19 protein-coding genes and 1 pseudogene are annotated in these 23651 nt (G+C 45.3%); 7 read left to right on the top strand and 13 right to left on the bottom strand.

Features of this window, described 5'->3' with window-relative positions; translation table 11 throughout:
• Positions 1–214: 214 nt before the first annotated feature.
• Positions 215–1210 (top strand): catabolite repressor/activator, encoded by a 996-nt coding sequence (cra, locus tag A8140_RS18845; RefSeq protein WP_005530790.1) that lies wholly within the window; start codon positions 215–217, stop codon positions 1208–1210.
• Here the strand turns inward: cra and A8140_RS18840 are convergent.
• The gene (locus A8140_RS18840; RefSeq protein ID WP_005530792.1) at positions 1200–2153 is read right to left on the bottom strand and encodes an endonuclease/exonuclease/phosphatase family protein; all 954 of its coding nucleotides are present in this window, start codon (positions 2151–2153) and stop codon (positions 1200–1202) included. The two genes, cra and A8140_RS18840, sit on opposite strands and share 11 nt — an antisense overlap.
• Before the next feature lie 126 nt (positions 2154–2279).
• On the opposite strand from A8140_RS18840, the gene A8140_RS18835 reads away from it, so the two are divergent.
• Positions 2280–2819, top strand: a complete 540-nt coding sequence (locus tag A8140_RS18835) for an RNA-binding S4 domain-containing protein (protein WP_005530793.1) — start codon at positions 2280–2282, stop codon at positions 2817–2819.
• 113 nt (positions 2820–2932) lie between these two features.
• Here A8140_RS18835 and A8140_RS18830 read toward each other — a convergent pair whose 3' ends face one another.
• The 7 genes from A8140_RS18830 to A8140_RS18800 all read right to left on the bottom strand — a co-directional run bounded on the left by A8140_RS18830 (position 2933) and on the right by A8140_RS18800 (position 9487).
• Positions 2933–3751: an EAL domain-containing protein gene (locus A8140_RS18830; protein WP_005530795.1), complete on the bottom strand. Its 819-nt coding sequence runs from the start codon at positions 3749–3751 to the stop codon at positions 2933–2935.
• A 92-nt stretch (positions 3752–3843) separates the two neighbouring features.
• Complete coding sequence (locus tag A8140_RS18825; RefSeq protein ID WP_005530798.1) at positions 3844–4764, bottom strand: amino acid ABC transporter permease; 921 nt, start codon at positions 4762–4764, stop codon at positions 3844–3846.
• 170 nt (positions 4765–4934) lie between these two features.
• The gene (locus A8140_RS18820; RefSeq protein ID WP_005530799.1) at positions 4935–5753 is read right to left on the bottom strand and encodes a transporter substrate-binding domain-containing protein; all 819 of its coding nucleotides are present in this window, start codon (positions 5751–5753) and stop codon (positions 4935–4937) included.
• A gap of 9 nt (positions 5754–5762) precedes the next feature.
• Positions 5763–6560 (bottom strand): amino acid ABC transporter permease, encoded by a 798-nt coding sequence (locus tag A8140_RS18815; protein WP_005530801.1) that lies wholly within the window; start codon positions 6558–6560, stop codon positions 5763–5765.
• A 3-nt stretch (positions 6561–6563) separates the two neighbouring features.
• Positions 6564–7298 carry an amino acid ABC transporter ATP-binding protein gene (locus A8140_RS18810; protein ID WP_038863588.1) on the bottom strand — a complete coding sequence of 245 codons (735 nt, stop codon included), beginning with the start codon at positions 7296–7298 and terminating at the stop codon, positions 6564–6566.
• Positions 7299–7433: 135 nt separating this feature from the next.
• The gene (locus A8140_RS18805) at positions 7434–8072 is read right to left on the bottom strand and encodes a lysoplasmalogenase (RefSeq protein WP_005530803.1); all 639 of its coding nucleotides are present in this window, start codon (positions 8070–8072) and stop codon (positions 7434–7436) included.
• A 266-nt stretch (positions 8073–8338) separates the two neighbouring features.
• Positions 8339–9487, bottom strand: coding sequence for an iron-containing alcohol dehydrogenase (locus A8140_RS18800; protein ID WP_005530805.1), 1149 nt, complete (start codon positions 9485–9487; stop codon positions 8339–8341).
• A 181-nt stretch (positions 9488–9668) separates the two neighbouring features.
• Between A8140_RS18800 and A8140_RS18795 the strand changes: the two genes are divergently transcribed.
• Together A8140_RS18795 and A8140_RS18785 are read left to right on the top strand one after the other, a co-directional pair.
• Entirely contained in the window at positions 9669–10550 is an 882-nt protein-coding gene (locus tag A8140_RS18795) for an AraC family transcriptional regulator (RefSeq protein ID WP_005530807.1), read from the top strand.
• Between the two features lie 278 nt (positions 10551–10828).
• A complete protein-coding gene (locus A8140_RS18785; protein ID WP_005530809.1) occupies positions 10829–13990 on the top strand; it encodes a chitinase C-terminal domain-containing protein in 3162 nt (1053 codons plus the stop codon).
• Between the two features lie 111 nt (positions 13991–14101).
• Here the strand turns inward: A8140_RS18785 and glgC are convergent, their stop codons facing one another.
• From glgC to A8140_RS18765, 4 genes are all read right to left on the bottom strand, one after another.
• Positions 14102–15316 carry a glucose-1-phosphate adenylyltransferase gene (gene glgC / locus A8140_RS18780; protein WP_005530811.1) on the bottom strand — a complete coding sequence of 405 codons (1215 nt, stop codon included), beginning with the start codon at positions 15314–15316 and terminating at the stop codon, positions 14102–14104.
• A gap of 379 nt (positions 15317–15695) precedes the next feature.
• Positions 15696–17444: a formate--tetrahydrofolate ligase gene (locus A8140_RS18775; RefSeq protein WP_005530813.1), complete on the bottom strand. Its 1749-nt coding sequence runs from the start codon at positions 17442–17444 to the stop codon at positions 15696–15698.
• 236 nt (positions 17445–17680) lie between these two features.
• Entirely contained in the window at positions 17681–18985 is a 1305-nt protein-coding gene (locus A8140_RS18770; RefSeq protein WP_005530814.1) for an inosine/guanosine kinase, read from the bottom strand.
• A 130-nt stretch (positions 18986–19115) separates the two neighbouring features.
• Positions 19116–19589 (bottom strand): CreA family protein, encoded by a 474-nt coding sequence (locus A8140_RS18765; RefSeq protein WP_005530816.1) that lies wholly within the window; start codon positions 19587–19589, stop codon positions 19116–19118.
• A gap of 213 nt (positions 19590–19802) precedes the next feature.
• On the opposite strand from A8140_RS18765, the gene A8140_RS18760 reads away from it, so the two are divergent.
• The 3 genes and pseudogenes from A8140_RS18760 (at position 19803) to A8140_RS18750 (ending at position 21579) form a co-directional block, all read left to right on the top strand.
• The gene (locus A8140_RS18760) at positions 19803–20312 is read left to right on the top strand and encodes a hypothetical protein (protein WP_005431602.1); all 510 of its coding nucleotides are present in this window, start codon (positions 19803–19805) and stop codon (positions 20310–20312) included.
• A gap of 107 nt (positions 20313–20419) precedes the next feature.
• Positions 20420–20668, top strand: a pseudogene (locus A8140_RS18755) (HD-GYP domain-containing protein); the annotation flags it as partial.
• Between the two features lie 242 nt (positions 20669–20910).
• The gene (locus tag A8140_RS18750) at positions 20911–21579 is read left to right on the top strand and encodes an HAD-IA family hydrolase (RefSeq protein ID WP_005530820.1); all 669 of its coding nucleotides are present in this window, start codon (positions 20911–20913) and stop codon (positions 21577–21579) included.
• A 520-nt stretch (positions 21580–22099) separates the two neighbouring features.
• On the opposite strand, the gene A8140_RS18745 is transcribed toward A8140_RS18750, so the two are convergent.
• Entirely contained in the window at positions 22100–23530 is a 1431-nt protein-coding gene (locus A8140_RS18745) for a methyl-accepting chemotaxis protein (RefSeq protein ID WP_005530822.1), read from the bottom strand.
• Positions 23531–23651: the final 121 nt, after the last annotated feature.

The following is a 23651-nucleotide window of genomic DNA, read 5'->3' as shown; positions in this document are numbered from 1 at the left end:
TTTTTAAAATCAGGGGCTAACCGTTCACGGCTCTATTATTTTAATAGCCTAGCAAACCGTGTATGTGTTGCTTGATTTTGGTGACTCTCGCCAATTTTTAAGTTTTGCTGAATCCTTTCAGCTTTTATACTGAATCGGTTCAGCATATAATTCAACTTATCGAAGGATCGTTGATGTATTAATATGATCCCGCGCACAGAACAGGGCTTAGAATATGACACTGGATGAAATAGCAAAATTAGCTGGGGTTTCCAAGACCACGGCAAGCTATGTGATTAACGGTAAAGCGCAGAAATACCGCATCAGCGAAAAGACTCAAAAGAAAGTCATGGCGGTGGTTGAGCATTACAATTACAAACCGGATCACGCCGCTTCTTCTTTGAGAGCGGGTAACTCTCGCTCGTTTGGTTTGATCATTCCAGACTTAGAAAACACCAGTTACGCACGTTTAGCAAAACTGATTGAACAGAACTCTCGTAAAGCAGGCTATCAAATTTTGATTGGTTGCTCAGACGACAATCCGCAAACTGAAGAGAAGGTGGCTGAGGCGCTGGTTAGCCGTCGCATTGATGCGTTGTTTGTTGCCAGTAGTATGCCTGCCGCCAGTGAGTACTACTTAAAGCTGCAAAACTCGGGCACACCGGTTATCGCACTCGACCGTCCTATGGATGATGAACACTTTTGTTGTGTGATCAGTGAAGATTTCGATGCGGCATTTGAGCTGACAGAATCGGTACTGTCTTCGGAGATTGAGTCCATCGGTCTGATTGGCGCATTAGAAGAACTTCAAGTTTCTAAAGAGCGTGAACTGGGTTTCCGCTCTGCTTGTCATCAAGAAGGTAACGAAGCTTTGGTAGGTTATGGCCAGCACTTCTCCCGTGAAGAAGGGAAGAAGGTTCTGGAAGGTTGGATTGCAAAAGGCCAGCTACCTGATGCGGTAGTGACCATGTCATACACCTTATTAGAAGGCGTGTTGGACGTAATGTTAGAAAAGCCTGAACTGATGGGCAAAGTGCGTTTGGCTACCTTTGGTGATAACCGCTTGCTCGATTTTCTGCCAATCAAAATCAACTCGCTACCGCAGCAATTTGAGCTGATTGCCGACAGCGCTATGGAGTTGGCTCTCAATGCTTCAGCAAAACGCTATAAGGCTGGGGTGGAGTTGATTCCGCGTAAGATCGTGAAACGTCACAACGACGCTAAAGCTTAATTTCTACTGTCAGCGCCACAAAGGCGTGGTCGCTGGCGTTTTTATCTCTCTCAAAAGACGGGTTAATTAGGTGTGTATCCAGCACTTGATAATTCGTCACTTCTGCTATGGATACATCGGCGTGCGCATCAAACTCCTGTGACAGTAGTATGTAATCCAACACGTTTCCTTTCGCGAAGTGGTAGTGTGTTGCTGGTCTTGATTCTAACGATGGTGCCACTTGCAATTCCCAGCCATCACAAAGCTGCAAGTCAGTGACACTGTCACCGATTTGTTCAACCAAAACGTTATTAACGCTTGTTTTAGTGATGGCTTGGTTCATGTCACCCATCAACAATGTCGGCATCGGGTTATTCGCATAGTGCTTTTGCATTGCATCGCGCAGCATTGCAGCTTCCCAACCCCGTTGTTGTGTTGATAGCCAGCGGGCAATGGGTCTGCTGGCCTGTTCTGGTGTCTCTGAGTCTGCAGGGCGTTGTGACTTCAAGTGCGTGACGTACACGCAGATATGCCCAATAATTGGATGAATAATGGTTGCCCGAACGGGTTTGCGGCTGAACGGCGGCGCGTCGATATCGCCAAAGGCATTGAGCGTATCTCTATCGAACGTGACCGCTTCAAAGCTCTCTATGGGAAAACGAGAGGCTACGGCAACAACAGGACGAGAGTATATATAGTCACCCTCGATATGCGGTGTATCGACACAGGCAAAGTATTGGTAACCGATCTCTGCAAAGAAGGTTTGGGTTTCTTCAATGCTAAACACTTCTTGCAAGCCGATGATGTCGGGATTGAGTTGGTCGAACTGCGATTTGGTCCAAGTGAGCTTGTCCTGCCAATCGTCGAGGGAGTAAATGTTCTCGAAATCATAATACGCGCCAGGAGGGGCGACAAAGTTCAATAGGTTGGCGGTGGCAAAGGTAATGTGGTTCTTATTAGACAAAATATCGCTCGTTCAAGGAGTTATTGGGTGAGTATATACCCAATTGGACAAGTTGAGTGAAGATCACGTTTCTATTTGTACGCATTCCGTTTAAACTCCGTTCATCAAGAATAATGAGTAACGAACATGACCCAAGATTACGAACACGAAGAGTATTTAGAAGGCGAAGAGATTGAGATCGAAGCGATCGGTATCGACGTTGACGCGCACCCAATTGAGCTGTATAAGCTTTTCAAAATCGCAAACTTGGTGAGTGGCGGTGGTGAAGCAAAACACATCATCGAAGAAGGTTATGTAGCGGTAAATGGTGAGCTAGAAACGCGTAAACGTCGCAAAATGTACGACGGTGATTTCTTTGAGTTCAACCAAGAATACTATGTTGTTGTGTGTGATGCGCCAGTGACTGAGCCAGAAACTGCAGAGCAAAAAGCAGAGAAGAAGGCGAAGAAAGAAGCGCAAACGGCTCGTAAAGAAAAGTCTCGCTCGAAAAAGAACGAGAAAGCGAACGTTAAGGGCCCTAAGTCGACTGGTCGTAAAGCTGCACACAAAGAGCGTAAAGCACAGAAAGAAGCGTTGTCTCAATCTGCTAAGAAAGGCAAGAAAGACGACAAGCCTCAAGCGGCTCGCGATCCTAAGAGTGGCCGCAACTCTATCGACTTCTTCTAAACGTCTCATTTCGATATCAGAATCGACATAAATAGAAAAGCGCCGCCTTGGTGAGTAACCTAGGCGGCGCTTTTGTATCTAAAACGATTTCATTCGTCTCTGTGTTATCGCTTTTAATGCAATACCTTAGCTGGGGCTTTTTGCTCAGTCCAATGGTGAATCGAGTTTGGTTTCGCCAGATAAAAACCTTGGTAGTAATCCAAGTCCAGTGCTTGCATTGCGGATAGCTGGCCGTTTTCCTCTACGCCTTCAATCACGACTTTAGCGTTCATCTGATCGGCGAGTTCGACTGCATTGGCTATCGCGAGTGTATCACCAGAGCAATAGTCGAGTAGGTAAGAGCGGTCGATCTTGATGATATCAGGGCAAAGCTGCTTCGCTCGTGGCATATCAGAATGGTGAGAGCCAAAGTCATCAATCGCAAACAAGAAGCCATTGGCGCGCATAAGTTTTACGGCTTGGCTCAAAAGCTCTGTATCGCCACAGGCTTCTTCTACCACTTCAAAGACGACATCAGAAGGTGCCATACCCAATTCAGATAATCGCTTGTAGAGTAATCCGTTATCTTTAAAGCCCATGTCATTGGTAAGCGTTAATAACGTTTGGGGCATTACGTTGAGAAACAGTTTGACCGGCGAGCCCGCAAAGTGACGAGCGAAGTTTCGGATGTGAATTGCTCGGGATAGGAACTCGATGCAAATTCGAAAGTGGGTATCAATGCTGCTATCAGTAAAGAACAAATCGGGACGAATGTAGGCACCATCTACACCACGAATGCGCAGTAGGGCTTCCATACCGATCATTTTCTGGTGTTTATCAAAGATAGGCTGATAAACACTGTGAAAAGTGTATTGATTGAGTACGACGTAGTATTCACCAAGGCTGTCCTGCCTTATGTACTGCTCGTAATCGGACTGCTTCTTTAACTCCATGAAAAACGCCAAAATAATAGCATGCGAAGGACTGTAACAGGATGGAATTCCGATTTGAAGCGCTACGCTGGCTTATTTTTAAGCCTATTGAGTTAATTTGAATTAGATTCCGATTTTTTCTCGATGTATCTGAAAAACATTGATAGACCGAAACAAATCAGGAAGTAAACGAAGCCGACAATCAACCAAATTTCGAAAATGTAGCCAGATGAGTTTGCCATCTCTGTTCCGACAAAGGTCATTTCTTGAATCGAGATAAGAGATACGATGGAGGTGTCTTTAACCAGAGAGATGGTCTGACCTGCCAGTGCTGGTGTAATGGCTTTCAATACTTGCGGCGCAATGACAAAGCGGTATTTAACCCAAGATGATAATCCGAGCGAATCTGCGGCTTCCCATTGGCCTTTATCGACGCTTTGCAACCCAGCACGAACGACTTCTGCGATGTAAGCCGAGGAAAGTAGACCAACACAAAGGACACCAGAGGCTAAGTTTTCCCAAAGGTTAGCAGGACCAAAGAAGAAGCTTTGAACTGCGTTAGGTTCGCCGCGGTAGTTGCGTAAAATGTCTTCTAGCCCAAGTAGTGGGATTAACTGGTTAGAGATGAAGAAGTAGAAGATGAAGACGAACACCAAAGGTGGAATGTTTCGTACCAATTGAATAAACGCATTGGCAGGTGTGCGCAGCCATACCGAATCAGAAAAGCGAGCTAGTCCTAGCAAGGTACCTAGTACTAAGGCGAATACGATGCCCCAGACGCTAAGGCGCAGCGTTGAAATTAAGCCTTGAAAGAAATACGGTAAGCCGCCGTCTGCTCTTGGTGTGAACAACAGGTCAATGGCTTCTTTCCAATGCCAGATGTAATTTACGCCAACGGTAGAGCGATGATAAAGCCAAACACCAGCCAATGCACAGATGGCCAGCAGCACCCAATCAAGTAGGTTAAAACGACTTAAGAAAAAGCCTGAATTGGTTTTGGTTGGTGCAACGCGAGTGGTGGTTTGTCCGCTCAAGGTTTGACTCCGGTAGTAAAGATAAATACCGACCCGTTAAACGAGTCGGTCATTGTATTTATTGTAAAAATTGTATTTATTGTAAAAGTTGCAATGGCTGTGAAAGTGCTCATTATTCTGACGCTATGAGCAACCGTGACAGCTTATGACTTTATGAGTAACAGCGAGGGCTATTGGCCTTGTGCAACTTGGTCTTGCCAATCTAGCGTCGAGAACCAGTACTCGTAACGCTCATCTAGCCAACCGTCTTGCGTGCGTGCTTCAATCCACTGGTTGAAGAAGGCTTTTTTATCTTCTTCACCTAGACGAACGGCGAAGGCTTCGTTGCCTTTTGACAGACGCTCTGAAAACGGAATGAACAATTTGTCTGCGTGCTTGATCGCTTCGTGCTCTGGTTTCGGGCTTGATGCAATCACCGCGTGGGCATTGCCGTTTAGTACTTCTTGGAATGCTTGAGCGTCGTCATCGAACTGAAGGATCTTCGCTTTAGGGAAAGTCTCACGCGCTACTTGCACAGTGAACGCCCCACGACGAGCGGCAATCTTCACACGGCGAGAGTCAAAATCTGAAAACTCGCTAAAACCTTCTGCTAGTTCTTTGTTTGCGGCAACTTGTACGCCAGAATGCGAATAAGGTTCAGTGAAAAGCACGCTTTTCGAACGCTCTGGAGTGACCGACATGCCACCGATGATTACGTCGAACTTCTTAGCAAGAAGAGCTGGGATGATGCCGTCCCACGCGGTTGGGACAAACTCGACTTTGAGGCCTGAATCTGCGGCTAAGCGTTTTGCCACGTCGATTTCAAAACCAATCAGTTCACCTTGTTTGTTACGCATTGCCCAAGGCACGAATGTCGACATACCAACGCGCAACGTGCCACGCTCTTTGATTTGATCTACGTTCGGCGTTGCGGCTTCTTCATTGGCTAATGATGGTAACGCAATCGCAAGCCCCAATAATGCAGTAATGGTCGCTTTGAATAACTTCATGTTATCTCCTTATAATTTGCGCCAACTGGCTCCTAGTTTGTGTTCCAGCCAAGCGGATAAGCCAGAAAGTGATAATGTGAGAGCAAGGTAGATTGCTGCCACGGTAAACCAGATTTCAAAAGGCATCGCCGTTTCAGAGACGATGTTTCTCGCTTCGGTGGTGAGGTCGAAGATCGCCATAACACTCACAATCGAAGAGTTTTTAATCAGTGACACGACTTCGTTGGTCAGTGGTGGCAAAGTACGTTGGAGTACCTGAGGAAGAATCACATCTTTGTACGCAAAGAGAGGGGACAGTCCCAAGCTTTTCGCTGCCTCAAATTGACCTTTGGGAATGCTGTTTAAGCCTGCACGGAAGATCTCCGCGGTGTACGCCCCTTGGAAAAGGGACAGCGCTAAAACGGCGGTACTGAATCTGTCTAGGCCGATGACAGGGCCAAACACGAAGTAGAGTAGGTAGATTTGCACCAACAATGGCGTATTACGAATTAACTCGACGTAAGTAGTGCCGATCGCATTACCAACTTTGGAGTTGCTTAGACGCAGCAGTGCGGTAACCAAACCAATCACTAATGTGAAGAACAGGCTAATGGCAGAAATTTTTAGTGTGACGATGAGGCCTTCTATTAACTCGGCTGGCCACCATTCGCCATCTTCGTAAAACGCGATGTAGTCAGGCACACGCTCCCACTGCCATTGATAACCCATCGCTTGTGCGCCGGAATCAAGCACCCAAACGATCGCAATCAGTAGAATCGCGATTTGGAGTAGGGCTTGTAAAACGGGTTTTAGGACTCGAAATACCATTGGTTAGTAGCTCAGAATCTGATTCAAAAACGCTTGTGTACGAGGGTGTTGAGGGGTTTCAAACAGTGCAACGGGTGAGTTCATTTCGATGATTTCACCCTCGTCCATAAATACCACTCGATTCGCTACTTTTTTCGCAAATCCCATTTCGTGAGTCACACAAATCATGGTCATGCCACTTTGTGCTAACTCCACCATCACGTCCAACACTTCGTTGATCATTTCAGGATCGAGCGCCGAGGTTGGCTCGTCAAACAGCAATAAATCTGGCTCCATACAGAGCGAGCGTGCGATAGCCACACGTTGCTGCTGACCACCAGACAGTTGAATTGGGTATTTGTTGGCTTGCTCTTCGATATTAACGCGCTTGAGATAGTGCATTGCACGTTCTTCTGCTTCCTGCTTCGATAGCTTCAGAGTGCGGATTGGGGCAAGAGTCAGGTTTTCTAAAACCGTGAGGTGCGGAAAAAGATGAAAGTGCTGGAATACCATGCCGACTTTACCCGGTTTTTGTGCTTTGGAATTTGCAGGATGCTCAAAGACGCTGAGCTCGCCCTCTTGGATGGATTCTAAGTGGTTGATGCATCGAATTAGCGTGGATTTACCTGAGCCGGAAGGGCCACAAACGACCACGATTTCACCGGTGTGTACTGAAAAATTAATGTCTTTAAGGGCGTGGTATTCACCATACCACTTGTTTACGCCGCTGAACTCTACGACGATATTTTTCTCTTTCAAGGCTGCCAACTTTTAGAATAAATTTTTTTCTACAATAACAATTTATTAACCGTATTGCACCTGTTTATCAGAGGTAAGCTGTCCAACTGGTGAGCAAATAACTCATGACAAAACTAACCGATAATATAGTCAGTTTTAGAGAAAACGGATCACAATTGCGAAGACAGACATGGTGATAAGAAACTGTGCCGAGTAATAAGTTGTCATCACCACTTGGCGAGAAAATACCGATGTACTGCCAAATCGTTCGAAGGCAAGGACAACACCAGACATGGTGAAGATAAAACTGCCTAGTACGGCGAACGCCGACGATTGGGTTTTACCACTGGCGTAGTATTCCAATGCCATCCAAAGCATGGTCATCAAAACAAAGATGTAGCTAGCTACCGACCACTTTTCTTTCCCTAAATCGGGCTTAAAAAAGAAATAGGCACACAGCCCTGCGCCAAATACGGCAAAGGGAATCCATGGAGTAAAATGCCAAGCCGCCATATTGATGAAACCCAAGGCATAACTAATTTGAGCAAGGCAAAACAGTTTAATGCCCGCAACAAATTTGTCTTTTGGGTGCATCAAAATTAAGTCACCCATGAGTGACAGTGAGAGCCCGCCAATGATCCACTGGGTGTAGGGTAGGTGACTTGCTGGAGACAGCATTAACATCCCAATCATTGCTGTGATTGGAAGCGGTTTGGTCAAAAAGAATAACCACTTAGGGCCAGTCTTAATGCTGATGATATGTATGAGCGCGCAAGCTACGACAATCAGCCACATACGAATAACTCTTGAATAGACGACTAAACGCTCATTTTTTATGAGCAAGCAAAAAAGTGACAATTCGATTGGTAAGCACTTGGTTTGTTTTTGGTCATCGGCTTACACAACAACATCGAACTATCGCCTGTTTGTAATTTTTTTAGCAGAAAAGTTCAATTTACATCGTTTTGTCAGTGTGCGGCTAAATTACCATAAAAAAACGGCATTGTGTCTGCGCGGACACAATACCGTTAAAAAAGGCAGTAATTTGATAGATCGAGTCGTTATGCGACTGCTAGATCAAGAATTTTTCGACTGTTTTCTAGGTCAATCGCTTGGTTCTCACCAAGAACGGTCATGCCATGCTTTGATAGCTGTGCAATGACTGAGTCAATAGCGGCTTCACGATCATCACCGTAACCTTCAAGTTGAGTTGCGACGTCTAGCTGATGGTAGAAAGCTTCGATCGCTTGAATCGTGCGCTCTGCCAAATCTTCACCTTCTGATAAGCCAAACACGTTGCGACCCATTTGCTCAAGCTTAGGGCGTTTGAATTGCATTTGGTTACGAAGTAGTGATGGTTGGATGATCGCTAGTGAACGTGCGTGGTCTACGTGCCAAAGTGCCGTTAGTTCGTGACCAATCATGTGTGTTGCCCAGTCTTGAGGAACACCGCTACCGATAAGACCGTTCAATGCTTGGTTTGCTGTCCACATTAGGTTGGCACGCCATTGGTCGTTATCGCGCTCTGCGAACTGATCGCACAGTACTTTAAGGTTTTTCAGTAGTGCTTCTGCGTAACCGTCTTGAACCATCGCGCCTGTCGGTAGTGTTAGATATTGCTCACAAACGTGAACCCATGCATCCACGAGACCATTGATAAGCTGACGCTCTGGTAGGGTTTTCATTACGTCTGGGTCAAGAACTGCAAACTTCGGTTGAACTGCAGGTGCTAGGAACGCCAATTTATCTTGCGTTTCTTTTTTAGTGATTACCGCGCCCATGTTTGACTCAGAACCTGTCGCAGGCAACGTAAGAATGGCAGCAAGTGACGTTGCTTCGGTTACTTGATGCTTGCCTACCATGATGTCCCAACCATCACCGTCGTATTTTGCTGATGCTGCGACGTACTTAGAACCATCGATAACTGAACCACCGCCTACAGCTAGGATAAAATCAACGTTTTGTTCTTTTACGATAGCTACCGCTTTATCTAGTGTTTCTTTAGTTGGGTTTGGCTCAACACCCGAAAACTCAAGCCACTCCCGGCCTTCCAATGCTTGCGCTACTTGATCGTAAACACCGTTCTTCTTGATCGAGCCGCCGCCGTAGATCACAAGTACTTTTTGGTCGGCAGGAATTGCGTCTTTGATTGCCGCGATTTGGCCTTGGCCGAAGAAGATTTGAGTTGGGTTGACGTATGAAAAGTTCATTATTATACCTCTTGCTTCCAATGTGAGGAGAGTGAATATGTGCATATTAGTACGTGCTAGAGTGGCTGAGTAGGCCGATTTCTGCAAATTTATTGCCTATTCCTACATAATTGCATGCATTGCTCTGGAACTGAGTGACGAACTCCAAGTATAGTGTGTGGCAAATGAATGGAGTGACAAAATGAAGACACTTGCTGAGAGCATGCAGCAATACGCGACGAAATTCGGCTTAGACGATCTCGAAGGGATTAAAGAAACCGCCATTGATGGGGTGTGGTTTTACCGCAGTAGTAAAGGGAATAATCGCCAACCTTTCGTGTACCAGTCTGGCATTATCGTGTTGGGACAAGGGTACAAGAACATCCATATTGGCCAAAGTCCGGTACGTTATGGACCCGATGATTATTTGGTGGTTGGCGTCCCGATGCCGCTCGAGTGTGAAGCGATTGCCGTCGACAATGAACCCTTACTAGGTATCTCTATCGATATTTCTCCAGCACTGCTACAAAAGCTCGTGAATAAGTTGGAATCACAACGTTTTACTAATGTGTGTGAAGACGCCACTCGCTGCGGGTTGAAGTCGGTACAAATGAACGAGCAAATGCTTGATGCATGTAAACGCCTGATGACGACGTTATGTGACGAGCTAGAGGTTGCCATGCTCGGTGAGATGCTTTTAGAAGAGATAGTTTATCGAGCATTGGTAAGCGAATCTGGCCATGTTCTCTTTGAATTGGCGCACCAAGAAGGCTTTTATGCTCGCGTAGCTAAAGCTCTCAATCGTGTTCATCAGGAATATCACGAACAACTGAATGTACAATCCTTGGCGGAAGAGGCGAACATGAGCGTATCTGCGTTTCATCAAGCCTTCAGAAGTGTCACTCTAGAGTCGCCTTTGCAATACATAAAAAAGGTGCGTCTCAACAAAGCGCGTGAACTTATCCAAGTAGAAGGGCGCAGAGTGAATGATGCTGCGAGGCTAGTAGGCTACAGCAGTCCGTCACAGTTCAGTCGCGAATATAAAAGACATTTTAATGAAACACCAAGAGCAACAAAGGCTTAGTGATCTTTATTTCAAGATTAGGACTTTTTTTCTCTTTTTTATTAATTTGCGATCGATATATTTATTTGAGTAGTGAAATTAGTTGTTGGTGCAAAATAAGATGTCAATTCTTGCAATATATGAGTGGATTCTTGAGAGGTGTTGCTGAAAATTTATAAATAAGTAGTGTGAAATTCTGTACTTGTACTTAAGTTATTTTACGTCGAAACAAAAGTAAAAGGTACGCAAAGATAAAGCGTATTTTGTATTGTATTAACAATAACTTAAGGAAGAGTAATATGTACCTTAGAAACGGGAAAGCAGGAAAGAGTGTATTCACACTCAGTACTTTGACTGCATCTTGTCTAATGGCATTCAACAGCTACGCAGCCGTTGACTGTACACCTTTAGAAGCTTGGGATTCATCGAAAGTTTATAATGGTGGTGACCAAGTTCAGCACGAAAATAGCGCATTTAAAGCGCGCTACTGGACGCAAAACAACAACCCTGCTCAGTCAGGTGAATGGGGTGAGTGGGAAAACCTTGGCACTTGTGATGGCGGCCCTGTTGATCCACCACTTAACGAAGTACCGACTGTTTCACTAACTTCTCCTTCTGCGTCGGCTTCTATCACAGCTGGTGACGTTGTTAATCTTGCAGCAGACGCTGCAGACACTGACGGCACAGTCAGCAAAGTTGAATTCTTTGTTGATGGCGCATTGGTTGGCACATCAACCGCAGCACCTTTTACTGCTTCATGGACGGCGACAGAGGGTGTTCACGAGTTCTCAACTAAAGCTTACGACGATAAAAACGCAGCGAGCACTGTGAGTGCTGTTACGCTTACAGTTGCTACTGGTCAACCTGGTAACGAAGTACCAACGGTAGATGTAGCGCTATCAACCACTTCTGTTGAGTTTGGCGGTAAGGTAACGGTTTCTGCTACTGCGGCAGACGCGGATGGTACGGTTGCTAAAGTTGAGTTCTTTGCCGCAGGAGCTTTGATTGGTACAGCGACCGCTGCGCCTTACGCTGTTGATTTCACTCCAGCAGCGGCTGGCTCGGTATCGATTTATGCCAAAGCGACTGACGATGCTGGCGCAACAACAGATTCTTCCCTTGTATCACTATCAGTAAATGGTGGTGCAGTAACCTTAAACTGTCGTCCTGATGGCCTGTACCAAACGGCTGGTGTGGATGTACCTTACTGTACGATTTACGACAAAGACGGCCGTGAATTGATGGGGGCAGATCACCCACGTCGTGTGATTGGTTACTTCACAAGCTGGCGTAGTGGTGATGACCCACAAGCGGCTTACCTTGTGAAAGACATTCCTTGGGATCAGCTAACTCACATTAACTACGCGTTTGTAAGCATCGGTTCAGACGGTAAAGTGAACGTTGGTGACGTGACTGATCCAACTAACCCTGCAACTGGTAAAACTTGGCCGGGTGTAGAAGTAGACCCATCACTAGGCTTTAAAGGTCACTTCGGTGCACTTGCTACTTACAAGCAAAAACATGACGTTAAAACGCTGATCTCGATCGGTGGTTGGGCTGAAACAGGTGGCCACTTCGGCGCAGACGGTAATCGTGTTGCGGATGGTGGCTTCTACACGATGACAACCAACGCAGACGGTTCAATCAACCACGCAGGTATCGAGAAGTTCGCGACTTCTGCAGTTGAAATGATGCGTACGTACAAATTCGATGGTCTAGACATCGACTACGAGTACCCAACGTCTATGGCGGGTGCAGGTAACCCTTACGATAAAGATTTCATGGAACCACGTCGTCCATACCTATGGGCTTCATACCAAGAGCTAATGAAGGTCCTACGTGAGAAACTGGACGCAGCATCTGCACAAGATGGTATCCACTACATGCTGACTATCGCAGCGCCTTCGTCGGGTTACCTTCTGCGTGGTATGGAAACCTTTGATGTTACTAAGTACCTAGATTACGTGAACATCATGTCTTACGACTTGCACGGTGCTTGGAACGATCACGTTGGTCACAACGCGGCACTATTTGATACAGGTAAAGACTCTGAGCTTGCTCAATGGAACGTATACGATACAGCGGCTTACGGTGGTATTGGTTACTTGAACACTGACTGGGCTTACCATTACTTCCGTGGTTCAATGCCTGCTGGTCGTATCAATATTGGTGTGCCTTACTACACTCGCGGTTGGCAAGGTGTAACTGGTGGTGAAAATGGTCTTTGGGGCCGCGCTGCACTACCTAACCAAGCAGAGTGTGCGCCGGGTACTGGCGAAGGTGAGAAGAACAACTGTGGTCACGGCGCTATCGGTATCGATAACATGTGGCATGACACTGACCCTAAAGGCAACGAAATGGGCGCAGGTTCAAACCCAATGTGGCACGCGAAGAACCTAGAGAAAGGTATTTGGGGTTCTTACGCTCAAGCTTACGGACTTGACCCTGTAAATGATCCTTCCGATAAGTTTGTTGGTTCTTACACGCGTAACTACGATGATGTTGCAGTAGCACCATGGCTATGGAACGCAGAGAAGAGTGTATTCCTATCAACAGAAGACAAAGCGTCTGTTGAAGTGAAAGCGGACTACGTTATCGATAAAGAGATCGGCGGTATCATGTTCTGGGAACTAGCAGGTGACTACAACTGTTACGTACTAGACGCGAACGGTAACCGTACTACGATTGATGCAACTGAACAGGCTTGTGCGGCGGGTAATGGTGAGTACCACATGGGTAACACTATGACTAAAGCGATTTACGACAAGTTTAAGTCTGCAACACCTTACGGTAACAAGATTGCGACAGGTGGTATCCTAACAGAGGCTGTTGATATCGCAGTGAGCGTTGGTGGCTTTAAAGTGGGTGACCAAAACTACCCAATCAACCCTAAGATCACGTTCACAAACAACACAGGTCAAGCGATTCCTGGTGGTACTGAATTCCAGTTCGATATTCCTGTATCGGCACCGGATAACGCGAAAGATCAGTCTGGTGGTGGCCTAAGCGTGATTGCTTCTGGACATACTCGTGCGAACAACATTGGTGGTTTGGAAGGTGTAATGCACCGTGTATCTTTCTCGCTACCAGCATGGAAAGATCTACCAGCGGGCGGCACTTACGAGCTTGATATGGTTTACTACCTACCAATCTCTGGCCCAGCTAACTACACGGTGATTTCTGGTGGTAAAGAGTTTGCGTTCAAGTTTGAGCAACCAGACCTACCAATCGGTGACTTAAACTCTGGCACTGGTGGTGGCGGTGGTAGTGAGCCTGGTACTTGTGACACAACTGGCCTTGTGACTTACCCAGACTTCCCACAAACGGACTGGCAAGGTAACCCAAGCCACGCGAACCAAGGTGATAAAGTGATTCACAATGGTGTGGTATACCAAGCGAACTGGTGGACAGCATCAGAGCCGGGTAGTGACGGTAGCTGGTCGACAGTATGTAACGTTTAATCCAGATTGAATGGATAACAAAAGCGCGCGATTTAAATCGCGCGCTTTTTTATTGTGGGGGATATGATTTTGTTGCTTTGGATTATTGCAAATAGACGCTTGAGTAAACGATCAGAACTCATAACCTTCAGGAATAACCACGATCCCTTTTTCTGATACATGAAATCGTTTGGCGTCTTCGATTTTGTTGATACCAATTTGTGCGTGCGGTGGAATACGAACGTGCTTGTCAATAATGCAACTGACGAGCTGACAGCCTTCACCCACCTCAACATCATCGAAAATAATACTATCGACGACGGTTGCGCTGTCTTGAATACGCACGTTGGACGCGATAACAGAGTGCTGAACGGAACCTCCGGAGTTAATGACACCATTGGCAATGATGGAGTTAATAAAAATCCCTTCATTACCTGTCGCCGATGATACGGTTCTTGCTGGTGGAAATTGGGCTTCATAAGTACGCACTGCCCAATTTGGCTGATACAAGTTCATTGGTGGAACGGGTTCTAACAAATCCATGTTGGCCTCGTAGAAAGAATCGATCGTCCCTACATCGCGCCAGTAACAATCTTTGTCTACACGACCTTTACTACCGCAGAACTTATAAGCGTAAACGGATTGAGTGTCGATCAGCTTAGGTATGATGTCTTTTCCAAAGTCATGGCTTGAGTCTTCAAGCTTTGAATCTTCTTCTAGTGCTTCCTGCAGAACGTCCATATCAAAGATGTAAATGCCCATAGAGGCAAGGCTCTGAGTTGGGTCATCAGGCAGGGTAGGCGGGTTCTCCGGTTTCTCGATAAAGGATTCAACTAAGCCGTTTTCTTTGATTCCCATTACACCAAAAGCCGTGGCATCCTCTACCGGGACATCCATACAAGCAACGGTGAGTTTTGCGCCGTTTTCTTTGTGCTCTTCCAGCATCGCAGCGTAATCCATGCGGTAGATATGGTCACCAGAAAGAACAACCACATACTTGGCATCATTGCGAGAGAGTAACCACATGTTGTGATAGATAGCATCTGCTGTGCCTTCATACCATGCACCACCTTTGCGCATTTGGGGTGGAACGGCTGTGATGTATTCACCAAGTTCGGGATTAAAGATCGACCAACCATCTCGCAAGTGTTTTTGTAGCGAGTGTGATTTGTATTGAGTTAAAACCAATATCTTCCTCAAACCTGAATGAAGACAGTTAGTTAGAGTGAAATCGATAATACGATATTTACCACCAAATGGGACGGCTGGTTTGGCTCTATCATCGGTAAGTGGGCTCAATCTTGATCCCATACCGCCAGCTAAAATTACAGCGAGTGCGTCTTGCATAATGTTCCCTTTCCCTTGTATTACGTACTTCGAAAGCGACTTAAAGCCCGAGGAGTTAGCCAACTGCAGGAGGCTTTCGAGTGACGTTGTTGAGTGTCCTTTGAACTTATAAATGGTAATGCTATTTAACGTAGTACAAGATTCGAGCCATAGAATTTTGTTAACAAAATCAATGCACTCAGCAGAAGAGGGTGTTGTCGCTGCACTAAATTAGGGAGTGGGAAAATATACTATGCACTATAGTGGTGAGAGTGGTGTAATTACTCCAATTTTCAAAAGCCGGTTTACAATGTAAAGAGTTTCAAAAACAGTACATTAGAGCATTATCATAGCAAAACGGGAGCCAAACGGCTCCCGTTTCTCGTCAATCTTCTTGTTTTTATGAAAGGCCGATAATATTGCCTTGATCATCAAGATCTAAGTTCATGAATGCAGGTTTGTCTGGCAGACCTGGCATAGTCATTACGTTCCCGGACAGTGCGTAAACAAAGCCCGCGCCGGCACATAAACGCAGCTCACGAATTGGTACGGCAAAACCACTTGGCGCGCCTTTTATGGCTGAATCCGTTGTGATTGAAAGCGGTGTTTTCGCAATGCACACCGCTAAGTCATCAAAGCCTAATTTCTCAAAGTGTGCCAGTTGTTGTTTCGCTAGCTCGCTCATTTCGATGTTTGATGCACCATAGCCCACTTCACATACTGCCATCAGCTTTTCTTTCAAGGATTGCTTCTTGGTGTAAAGAGGGCGGAATTGAGCGCCTTGCTCACAAGTTTCAACAACGTGCTGTGCGAGTTCAATAGCGCCTTCGCCACCTTGTGCAAATGCGGTGCTTACTGCCACTTTTACCTTAGGGTTAAAGCGCTCAATCAATGCTTTAAGCTCTGCCAATTCTTGTTCTGAATCTTGTGGGAACTGGTTGATGGCAACAACTGCAGGGATTCCGTATTTATGCACGTTATTAATGTGCCATTTCAGGTTTTCGAATCCGGCTTCAAGTGCGGCTTGGTCTGGATTGAAAATAGAGTCTGGAATCGCCATACCTGGTCGTAAGTCGTAGTGACCTGAATTTGCTTTCAAACCACGAAGGGTCGCGACAATTACCACACAATCTGGTGCACGATCAGCGGCTGATGCTTTAATGTTACAGGCTTTCTCAAAGCCCATGTCTGAGCCAAATCCAGCTTCCGTGACAACGTAACTAGAAAGTTTTAATGCAATCTGGTCTGCAATGATGGAAGAGTTACCGTGAGCGATGTTGGCAAATGGACCTGCGTGGATCAGAGTAGGTACGCCCTCAAGCGTTTGCATTAGAGTAGGGGCAATGGTCTCTTTCAATGTGACCGCCATGGCACCAGCAACTTGCAAATCTTCAGTCGTCACTGGGTTACCATTCAAATCATAAGCAACGACGATGCGACCAATACGTTGACGAAGATCTTTAAGGTCATTTGCTAGCGCAAGGATAGCCATGAGCTCGGACGCGGCAGAAATATCAAAACCTTCTTCACGTTCGAAGCCGTTGATGTTCTTACCTTCTTCATTCAAGCCTATTTTCACCATGCGCAGTGCTCGGTCGTTGTGGTCCATCACACGTTTCCATGTGATTCGCTCAACATCGATCTTCAGCGCTCTTAAACCCGTACGAGCTTCAAATGCATCGTAACCTTCACGTTGTTCATGGTAGAGACGTGCATCAAGTGCTGCTGACGCTAGGTTATGCGCGGCCGTGACAGCATGGATATCGCCAGTTAAATGAAGGTTGAGCTCGTCCATTGGCGCTACTTGAGAGTAACCGCCACCAGCAGCGCCACCTTTGACACCAAAGACAGGCCCCATAGAAGGCTGACGAATACACGCCATCACAGATTGGTTAATCTTGGATAGACCTTGAGATAGACCGATTGTGGTAACCGTTTTGCCTTCACCCAGTGGGGTAGGCGTAATTGCAGTGACCAACACCAATTTACCATCTTGATTGTCAGTTAGACGCTCAAGACATTGGGGATGAACTTTAGCTTTGTGTTTTCCGTGCGTATCGAGTTCGTGTGGCAAAAGACCAGCGTTTGCGGCGACAGTAGCGATAGAAGACAACGGTGTGTTTCGGCAAATTTCAATATCAGACTGCATGGATACTCCCAAAAAATGGCTAACACGTGGCGTTCAACACCAGGCAAGTAAAAGCTTGCTTAGTGTTGCGCAAACGTTTGCGCGAGAATAATACTGGTAAAATAAGAGGTGTAAAGCAGTTCGTTCGCCTTAGCGTGCTACATCATAACAAAAAACACTAAATACTGCGCTAGATCAAAACAAAAAGGCCACCTAATGGTGACCTTTGCGTGTTTTTTGCTCTAAATGCTTGGTTCTTAGCGATCCCAGTATGTCTCTTCTAAGCTGTCTTCACGCTCTGGTAGTGCGCGAGATAGGCGAGGAGAGTGCTGAGTTAGTACTTCGTAGCTTACGCGGTTTGCGTACTTACAAATCTGAGATAGAGAAGAGTAAGTTAGGCAACGTACTTCGTGTTTCTCTGAACCTGGTACTTCTTTTTGGTGGAAAGAGTTGGCCGCCATATCGTGCAGAAGTGCAGACAGTGCCGCATCACCTGCGCCATTGGTGTTCTTGATTTCAAGAGGACCACCAAGGTAAGGACCAATATGAGAGTACACTTTCATTGGTGCTTTACAGTCGTCTTTGCGCATTGCACGGCTAAATTCAAACTTGTTGAACTGTTCGATAGAGCCCTCAAGAATGTCATGTGTGGTTTCACGTTTTACTTTCTCTTCCGTGTAACCCGCCATGTATAGACCATCTGGGCCAGCAGTACAAAGTACAAGGTCGACCCACTCAAGTGCTTTATCTGCAGCCGCAAGAGGGTCGGTTTCACCTGTTAGTGCTGCGCCTTCTTCTTCGTTCATTGCAACGACAGATACGTTGTCGCGAATGTACTCTTGCCACCATTCTGCATTGCCTTCAATCACGTATTTTGTACCTAGAGTCAGTACTACAGGGACTTCGTGCTTCTTAGCAAATTCGATTGCGCGCTGAACCGCTTGAGGCATTTGGTCCTCTTTCTTACCACGCATAAGGTAGGAAGAAACCACAAGAGCTGATGCTTTAGTAAAGACTTCTTCAGGGATGCTTTCCGGAGACAGCTTGTTCATGTGGCCTTCGTTAATTGCGAAGGTACGCTCGCCGTCTTGAGAAATTAGCGTGTAGCAACGACCAATAGGACCATCTACTGTTTGTAAGTGGTTAAGGTTCATGCGAGAAGAGGTACGGCATAGGTAGCGGTATGCAAAAGAACCTACTTGGATGTTCTTCGACATTACGCCTAAGAGTACTGATTTGCTATCAGCCAAAACAGAGTAGTTATGTAGTGTGTTGCCGATAGTATCACCAGGGTATTGGTGAGTAATCAGACCTTGTTCTACTAACTCTTCATACAATGCGTCTGCTTTGCTCTCTTCAAGAACGAGAGAATGACCTTTACTAAGGTTGTATTTTTCTAAAAACGCATCGTCTACGCGCGCTTCGATATCAACGATGGTTTGACCAACACCGACAATCGTTGGGCGGTACAGCTTAGGCGCCTGTTGGATTTGGTTGACTAATGGATCTCGAGCGTGAGTTGGAAAGTAGTGTTTAGATTTTCGCTGACCAGGAAACTTCATGCTTGTTCTTGAGTGAGAAAAAAAGAGACGGGATTGTATCACAAAATTTTGAAATTCGTTGCGTTTTATTACAAAGAAATTTGCCCGCTGAAAAATGCAGCGGGCTGATGTTTTTACAAGCGATTTGGGGTTAATTTGTAGGAGTTACAGTCGGTTCGACGTAAGCTTTGGTTCCGTACAATGGGACCGTTGATAGGCTGTGCTTAAAGCTGCCTTCTGTCTCTGTTGTTGTGTAAGACAAGTAAAGCAATGTTTGGTTTTCAGGATCGTAGATACGACGCACTTTCATGGTTTTGAAGAAGATACTCTTCGACTTCCTAAAGACCACTTCGCCAGACTTGCTCTTATCGATTTTTGCAATCATTTCTGGGGTAATGTCACCAGTTTGGCGACAAGAGATAGAGCTGTCACTTGGATCGGACAAGCTCAGGTTTGCTTCGATAGAGGCGATGTGACAAGTAACACCTGTCACCACTTCATCTTGTAGGTGACCGATTTTAATGTCTTTCATTGTGAACATACCAAGCGACACGTCACCGACTTCATTGTCGCTACAGCCAGCTAATACAGTGATCAATCCAAGCGCAAGCAAGCTCTTTTTCATTTTTCTTCCCTTAAATAGGCTAATTTATTAACTCAATTTATCAGACGTGCACGGTTAAAACAAAATTTGGCGTTACCTCAGGACTTTAGCTAGGTTTGTAAGAGGCTTCATGCTAATGTACCGCTCCAGAACAGGTGAGCACTACATTTCTAATCAAAGTCCTGTCTTTTACTCGCTGTAAGTTTCATCATTAGCAGCGCTTAAGGTAAGAAAATGAACGAACAACAGTTAGAAAGCATTAAAAGAAAAAACGCGTGGTTGCATGATTTGGTGGAAGTTGAGTTTCCAACAAAAGAGAGTTTGGAAGGCCGCGCAATCTACACACGAATGCTTGAAGAGCAATCGTACCAAGTTGTCGAAAAGTCGTTACTACTAGATAAAGAGCAGCGTTTGACCGCTGAAGATATCTTTCTTGTCGATTTTCATCGACTTACGGTCATGTTTTCTATTTTGCAGTCGCAACGTTGGTCTGATAAGCATGAACAAGAAATGATTGTCGAGTACCTTACTCAAATCATACTCTCACCGGAATTTGAACTTTACGTTGGTTTTGCTGAGGGCGAAGCAGTTGGCGCCGCGATTGTAAGTCAATATGAAGGCAATACCGTTATTTCTGACACTGTGGTTTCTCAAAATTTAGATAAGACTCAGTTTGTCTCAGATTTAGCGAAAAAATTGAACGCCGATCAAAAATTGTATGAAACAATAGTTTTAGAAAATTGATTCAAGTCGAGGCTCGCTTGGGCTTCGACATTTAATATAAGCACAACTCCTTCCTCGGCTGGGTAAAGCATGACTGAGCGTTTACTGCACATGGCCACTAATACAATACGGGTTACCCGAATGGTTTGAAGGGTGAAGAGATTCATCTCTTTGCACTTATTGTTGCGATTGCGGATGTGTTTGATGCTCTACTTAGTGAGCGTTGCTATAAACGTGCTTGGATAATTGAGGAAGTGGGTGAACTATTCAAGCGTGAGCAAGGCAAACACGTTGACACAGCCCTGAGTCAATTACTACTGGATAATTTAGATGACTTTATAGAAGTACGCTTTATGTATCCAGATAACGATATTTAATTCAATCTATCATTGCCGAGTGAAGTTTCATATTTCTAACTTATGGGGCTCCATTCGGTGACCTTGCTTAAAAAAACGTTAATTCCCTTTTCTCATTTCCACGAAATGCCAAGTCTATCGTTTAAACATTTCAAAACTTACCTATTATGTTGATACATATTTAGTACAAATAAATAAGCTAATAAGAACAACGTTAAGTGTTCAACGAATGGTTTGAGATATTTGTTGGCGGGGGAAGGCGTATGGCTATCAACAATATTAAGTGCGTCATATTCGATTGTGACGGTACGCTGGTCGACAGCGAAAGCCTGTGTTGTCATGCATTGGTTAATGTGTTTGAGCAATACGGCGTAGAGATGAGTTTTGAAGAGTGCGTTGCACATTTCAAAGGTGGCAAGTTGGCCGATATCCTGCGTGATGCCAAAGCGTTCATGAACGTTAATGTGTCTATTGATGTTCTTGAACCACAATACCGTGAGGAGCTAAAGAAGCTGTTTGTCCGCCACCTAAAACCAATGGATGGCGCAAAGCGTCTTATTCAATTCTTGGATTCACACAACATCGAGTATTGTGTGGCTTCTAATGGACCGAAAGACAAGATCGAATACTCGCTTGAGCTAACAGGGCTGCTAGATGCGTTTAAAGGAAAAGTCTTTTCTGCTTTCGACGCGAATAGTTGGAAGCCAGAGCCTGATTTGATCATGTATAGCGCGATGAATATGGGTTTTCTGCCAAGCGATTGTTTGTATATTGATGACACCCCAAAGGGCGTTGAGGCTGGATTAAACGCAGGTGTGAAAACAGTGCAGCTTTACAACGGCGCGCCAATCAACCGAGTGGAAGACGAGCGCGTTATCCGAATTCATCATCTTGACGAACTAAAAGAGCAGCTCTTGGGCTGCTCAATTTAATGACAAACGTTACTCAAGTTATGGATATGTTTGAATTTGGCTTGTAGAAACGGAGTTTGGTGTAAGCATTGGATGGAAGAGAAGTTTTTCGTATGGAACCCGCAAGAAGCGCATGTGAATTTCTCACCGTCGGATGAAATTATATATTCATCGCATTGACAGAGTGGACACTGAAGATCTTCAGTGTCTTTTGTTTTGTAATTATTCATATTGTTCACCAGCAGCAAAATTAAATTGGCAAAATGTAGAATAGCTGAACACCTATCCTTTGAACATTCTTTCATCAAATTCCGAAGATTATTTCGATTCACTTCAAAGTAAATTAATTTGCTACTCAGTTAATACTTGATTAAATAAATACACGTTTGTTTAAAAATCGAGGAAACGCTATGGCTATGGTGCTTTCCTAGGCAACGTTAAAACACCTAGTGAAAAAGGGCTCCAAAAACGGAGCCCTTTGCATTTGGTATCCCTTAGATTGTATCGATTTGAACCTACTAACCTGATGGCGAAACGGTATTTAAGCCGTTCGGTAGCGTTTCAATACTTCGCCAAGTGAAACAGAAGCGTGGGTTAAATTGGTTACGCCTACTGTCGATTGCTGTGCCACTTCACGGATGGTGTTGGATTGTGAGCGTATATCTGACAGCTCAGATGCAATGTCATTTGCAACCGCACTTTGTTCTTCTGCTGACGTCGAGATCTGAATACTCATGTCCATCAAAGATCGTGCAGAATCAGCGATAGCAGTCACGTCCCCTCCAATTTCATCAATCAATTGACTACTGGTTTGAGCTTGCTGAACGGTACGATCAGTAATTGATGCAATGTTTCGACTTTCAGATTGAAGCTTTTCAATCATGGCTTGGATCTCAACTGTCGCTTGCTGGGTACGGCTTGCAAGGGTACGGACTTCGTCTGCAACTACGGCAAACCCACGGCCTTGCTCACCCGCACGAGCGGCTTCAATAGCAGCATTTAATGCGAGCAGGTTAGTTTGCTCTGAGATGGCGTTGATCGTCGTGATGACATCATTAATCTGCGTCGTGTTTTCATTCAAACTGCTTACTGACGTTGACGCCTGTTCGATGTAACTTGAAAGGGTTTCAATCTCTGAAATGACGCTTTGGACGCGAGTGCGGCTATTTTCAATCTGCTGGGCATCATGGTCTGATTGAAGTGTCGCTTGTTGAGAAATACTCGACACCTCTTTTGCTGACGCCGTCATCTCTTCCATTGCCGTGGCGACAGAATCCAGCGTTTGATACTGATGCGCAATTTGAGTTTCACTCAACTTCATGTCTTGTTCGAACGCGGCAGAAGTTTCGCTCATTGTATTGGCATTGTCTTTTACGCTGTTTACTAATTCAGTTAGCGTATCCATTGATTTATCGAGCGCACAGCCAATCGTACCAAACTCATCTCGCCCTGGATGGAAACCAAGACGAGAGGTTAAGTCTCCCTCGCCAATCTTTTGTGTGGTGGTGTAAAGTACCCAAAGTGCGCCGCCAAGGAAAGTGGCAACCCAGTAATTGAATAGGGCAAACGGCACCACCCAAAGAAAGCTCAGAAGAAAAGAGGTCAGGGCGTCAGATTTAGCTTGCTCAAATTGGCGTGAAAGGTTTTCTGTCAGTTGAATTGCCTGACCGGAATTCAGCTTCGCGTAAGCCGTTACCGTTCCATTGTTGAACGTCGTATCACCGGCGTTACTTGTACTCACCACACCATTTAGGTTCGCCAAGCTTTGAGGCTGCGCTTGGATAATACCCGCAAGTTTGGCTTCTACAGTAAGGATAGACTGGTCTTCAAACTGCTGAATATCATTGAAATATCGGCTTCCTGCCACTGAAGTCAGAGTCACTAGGAATAGAAGAAAAATGACCCAGATTTTGTCGTTGATAGACATTTTAATAAATAGCTTATCTATCGTTCTAAACTCAACTTCTCTCATTAATCGCTCCATTTGAGATGAAAAGGGGTGAACTAAATTAGAGAACTATCGAAACAAAATATGAGATGGTAATCAGCAAAATATGTAACGAGCAGTTGATTGATTTCAAATTATGAGAACT

The organism is Vibrio campbellii CAIM 519 = NBRC 15631 = ATCC 25920 (assembly GCF_002163755.1).
In the GTDB taxonomy this organism is placed as follows: Bacteria; Pseudomonadota; Gammaproteobacteria; order Enterobacterales; family Vibrionaceae; genus Vibrio; species Vibrio campbellii.
The sequence above is the reverse complement of the archived record's forward strand: the minus strand, read 5'-3'. Positions and strand labels throughout refer to the sequence as shown.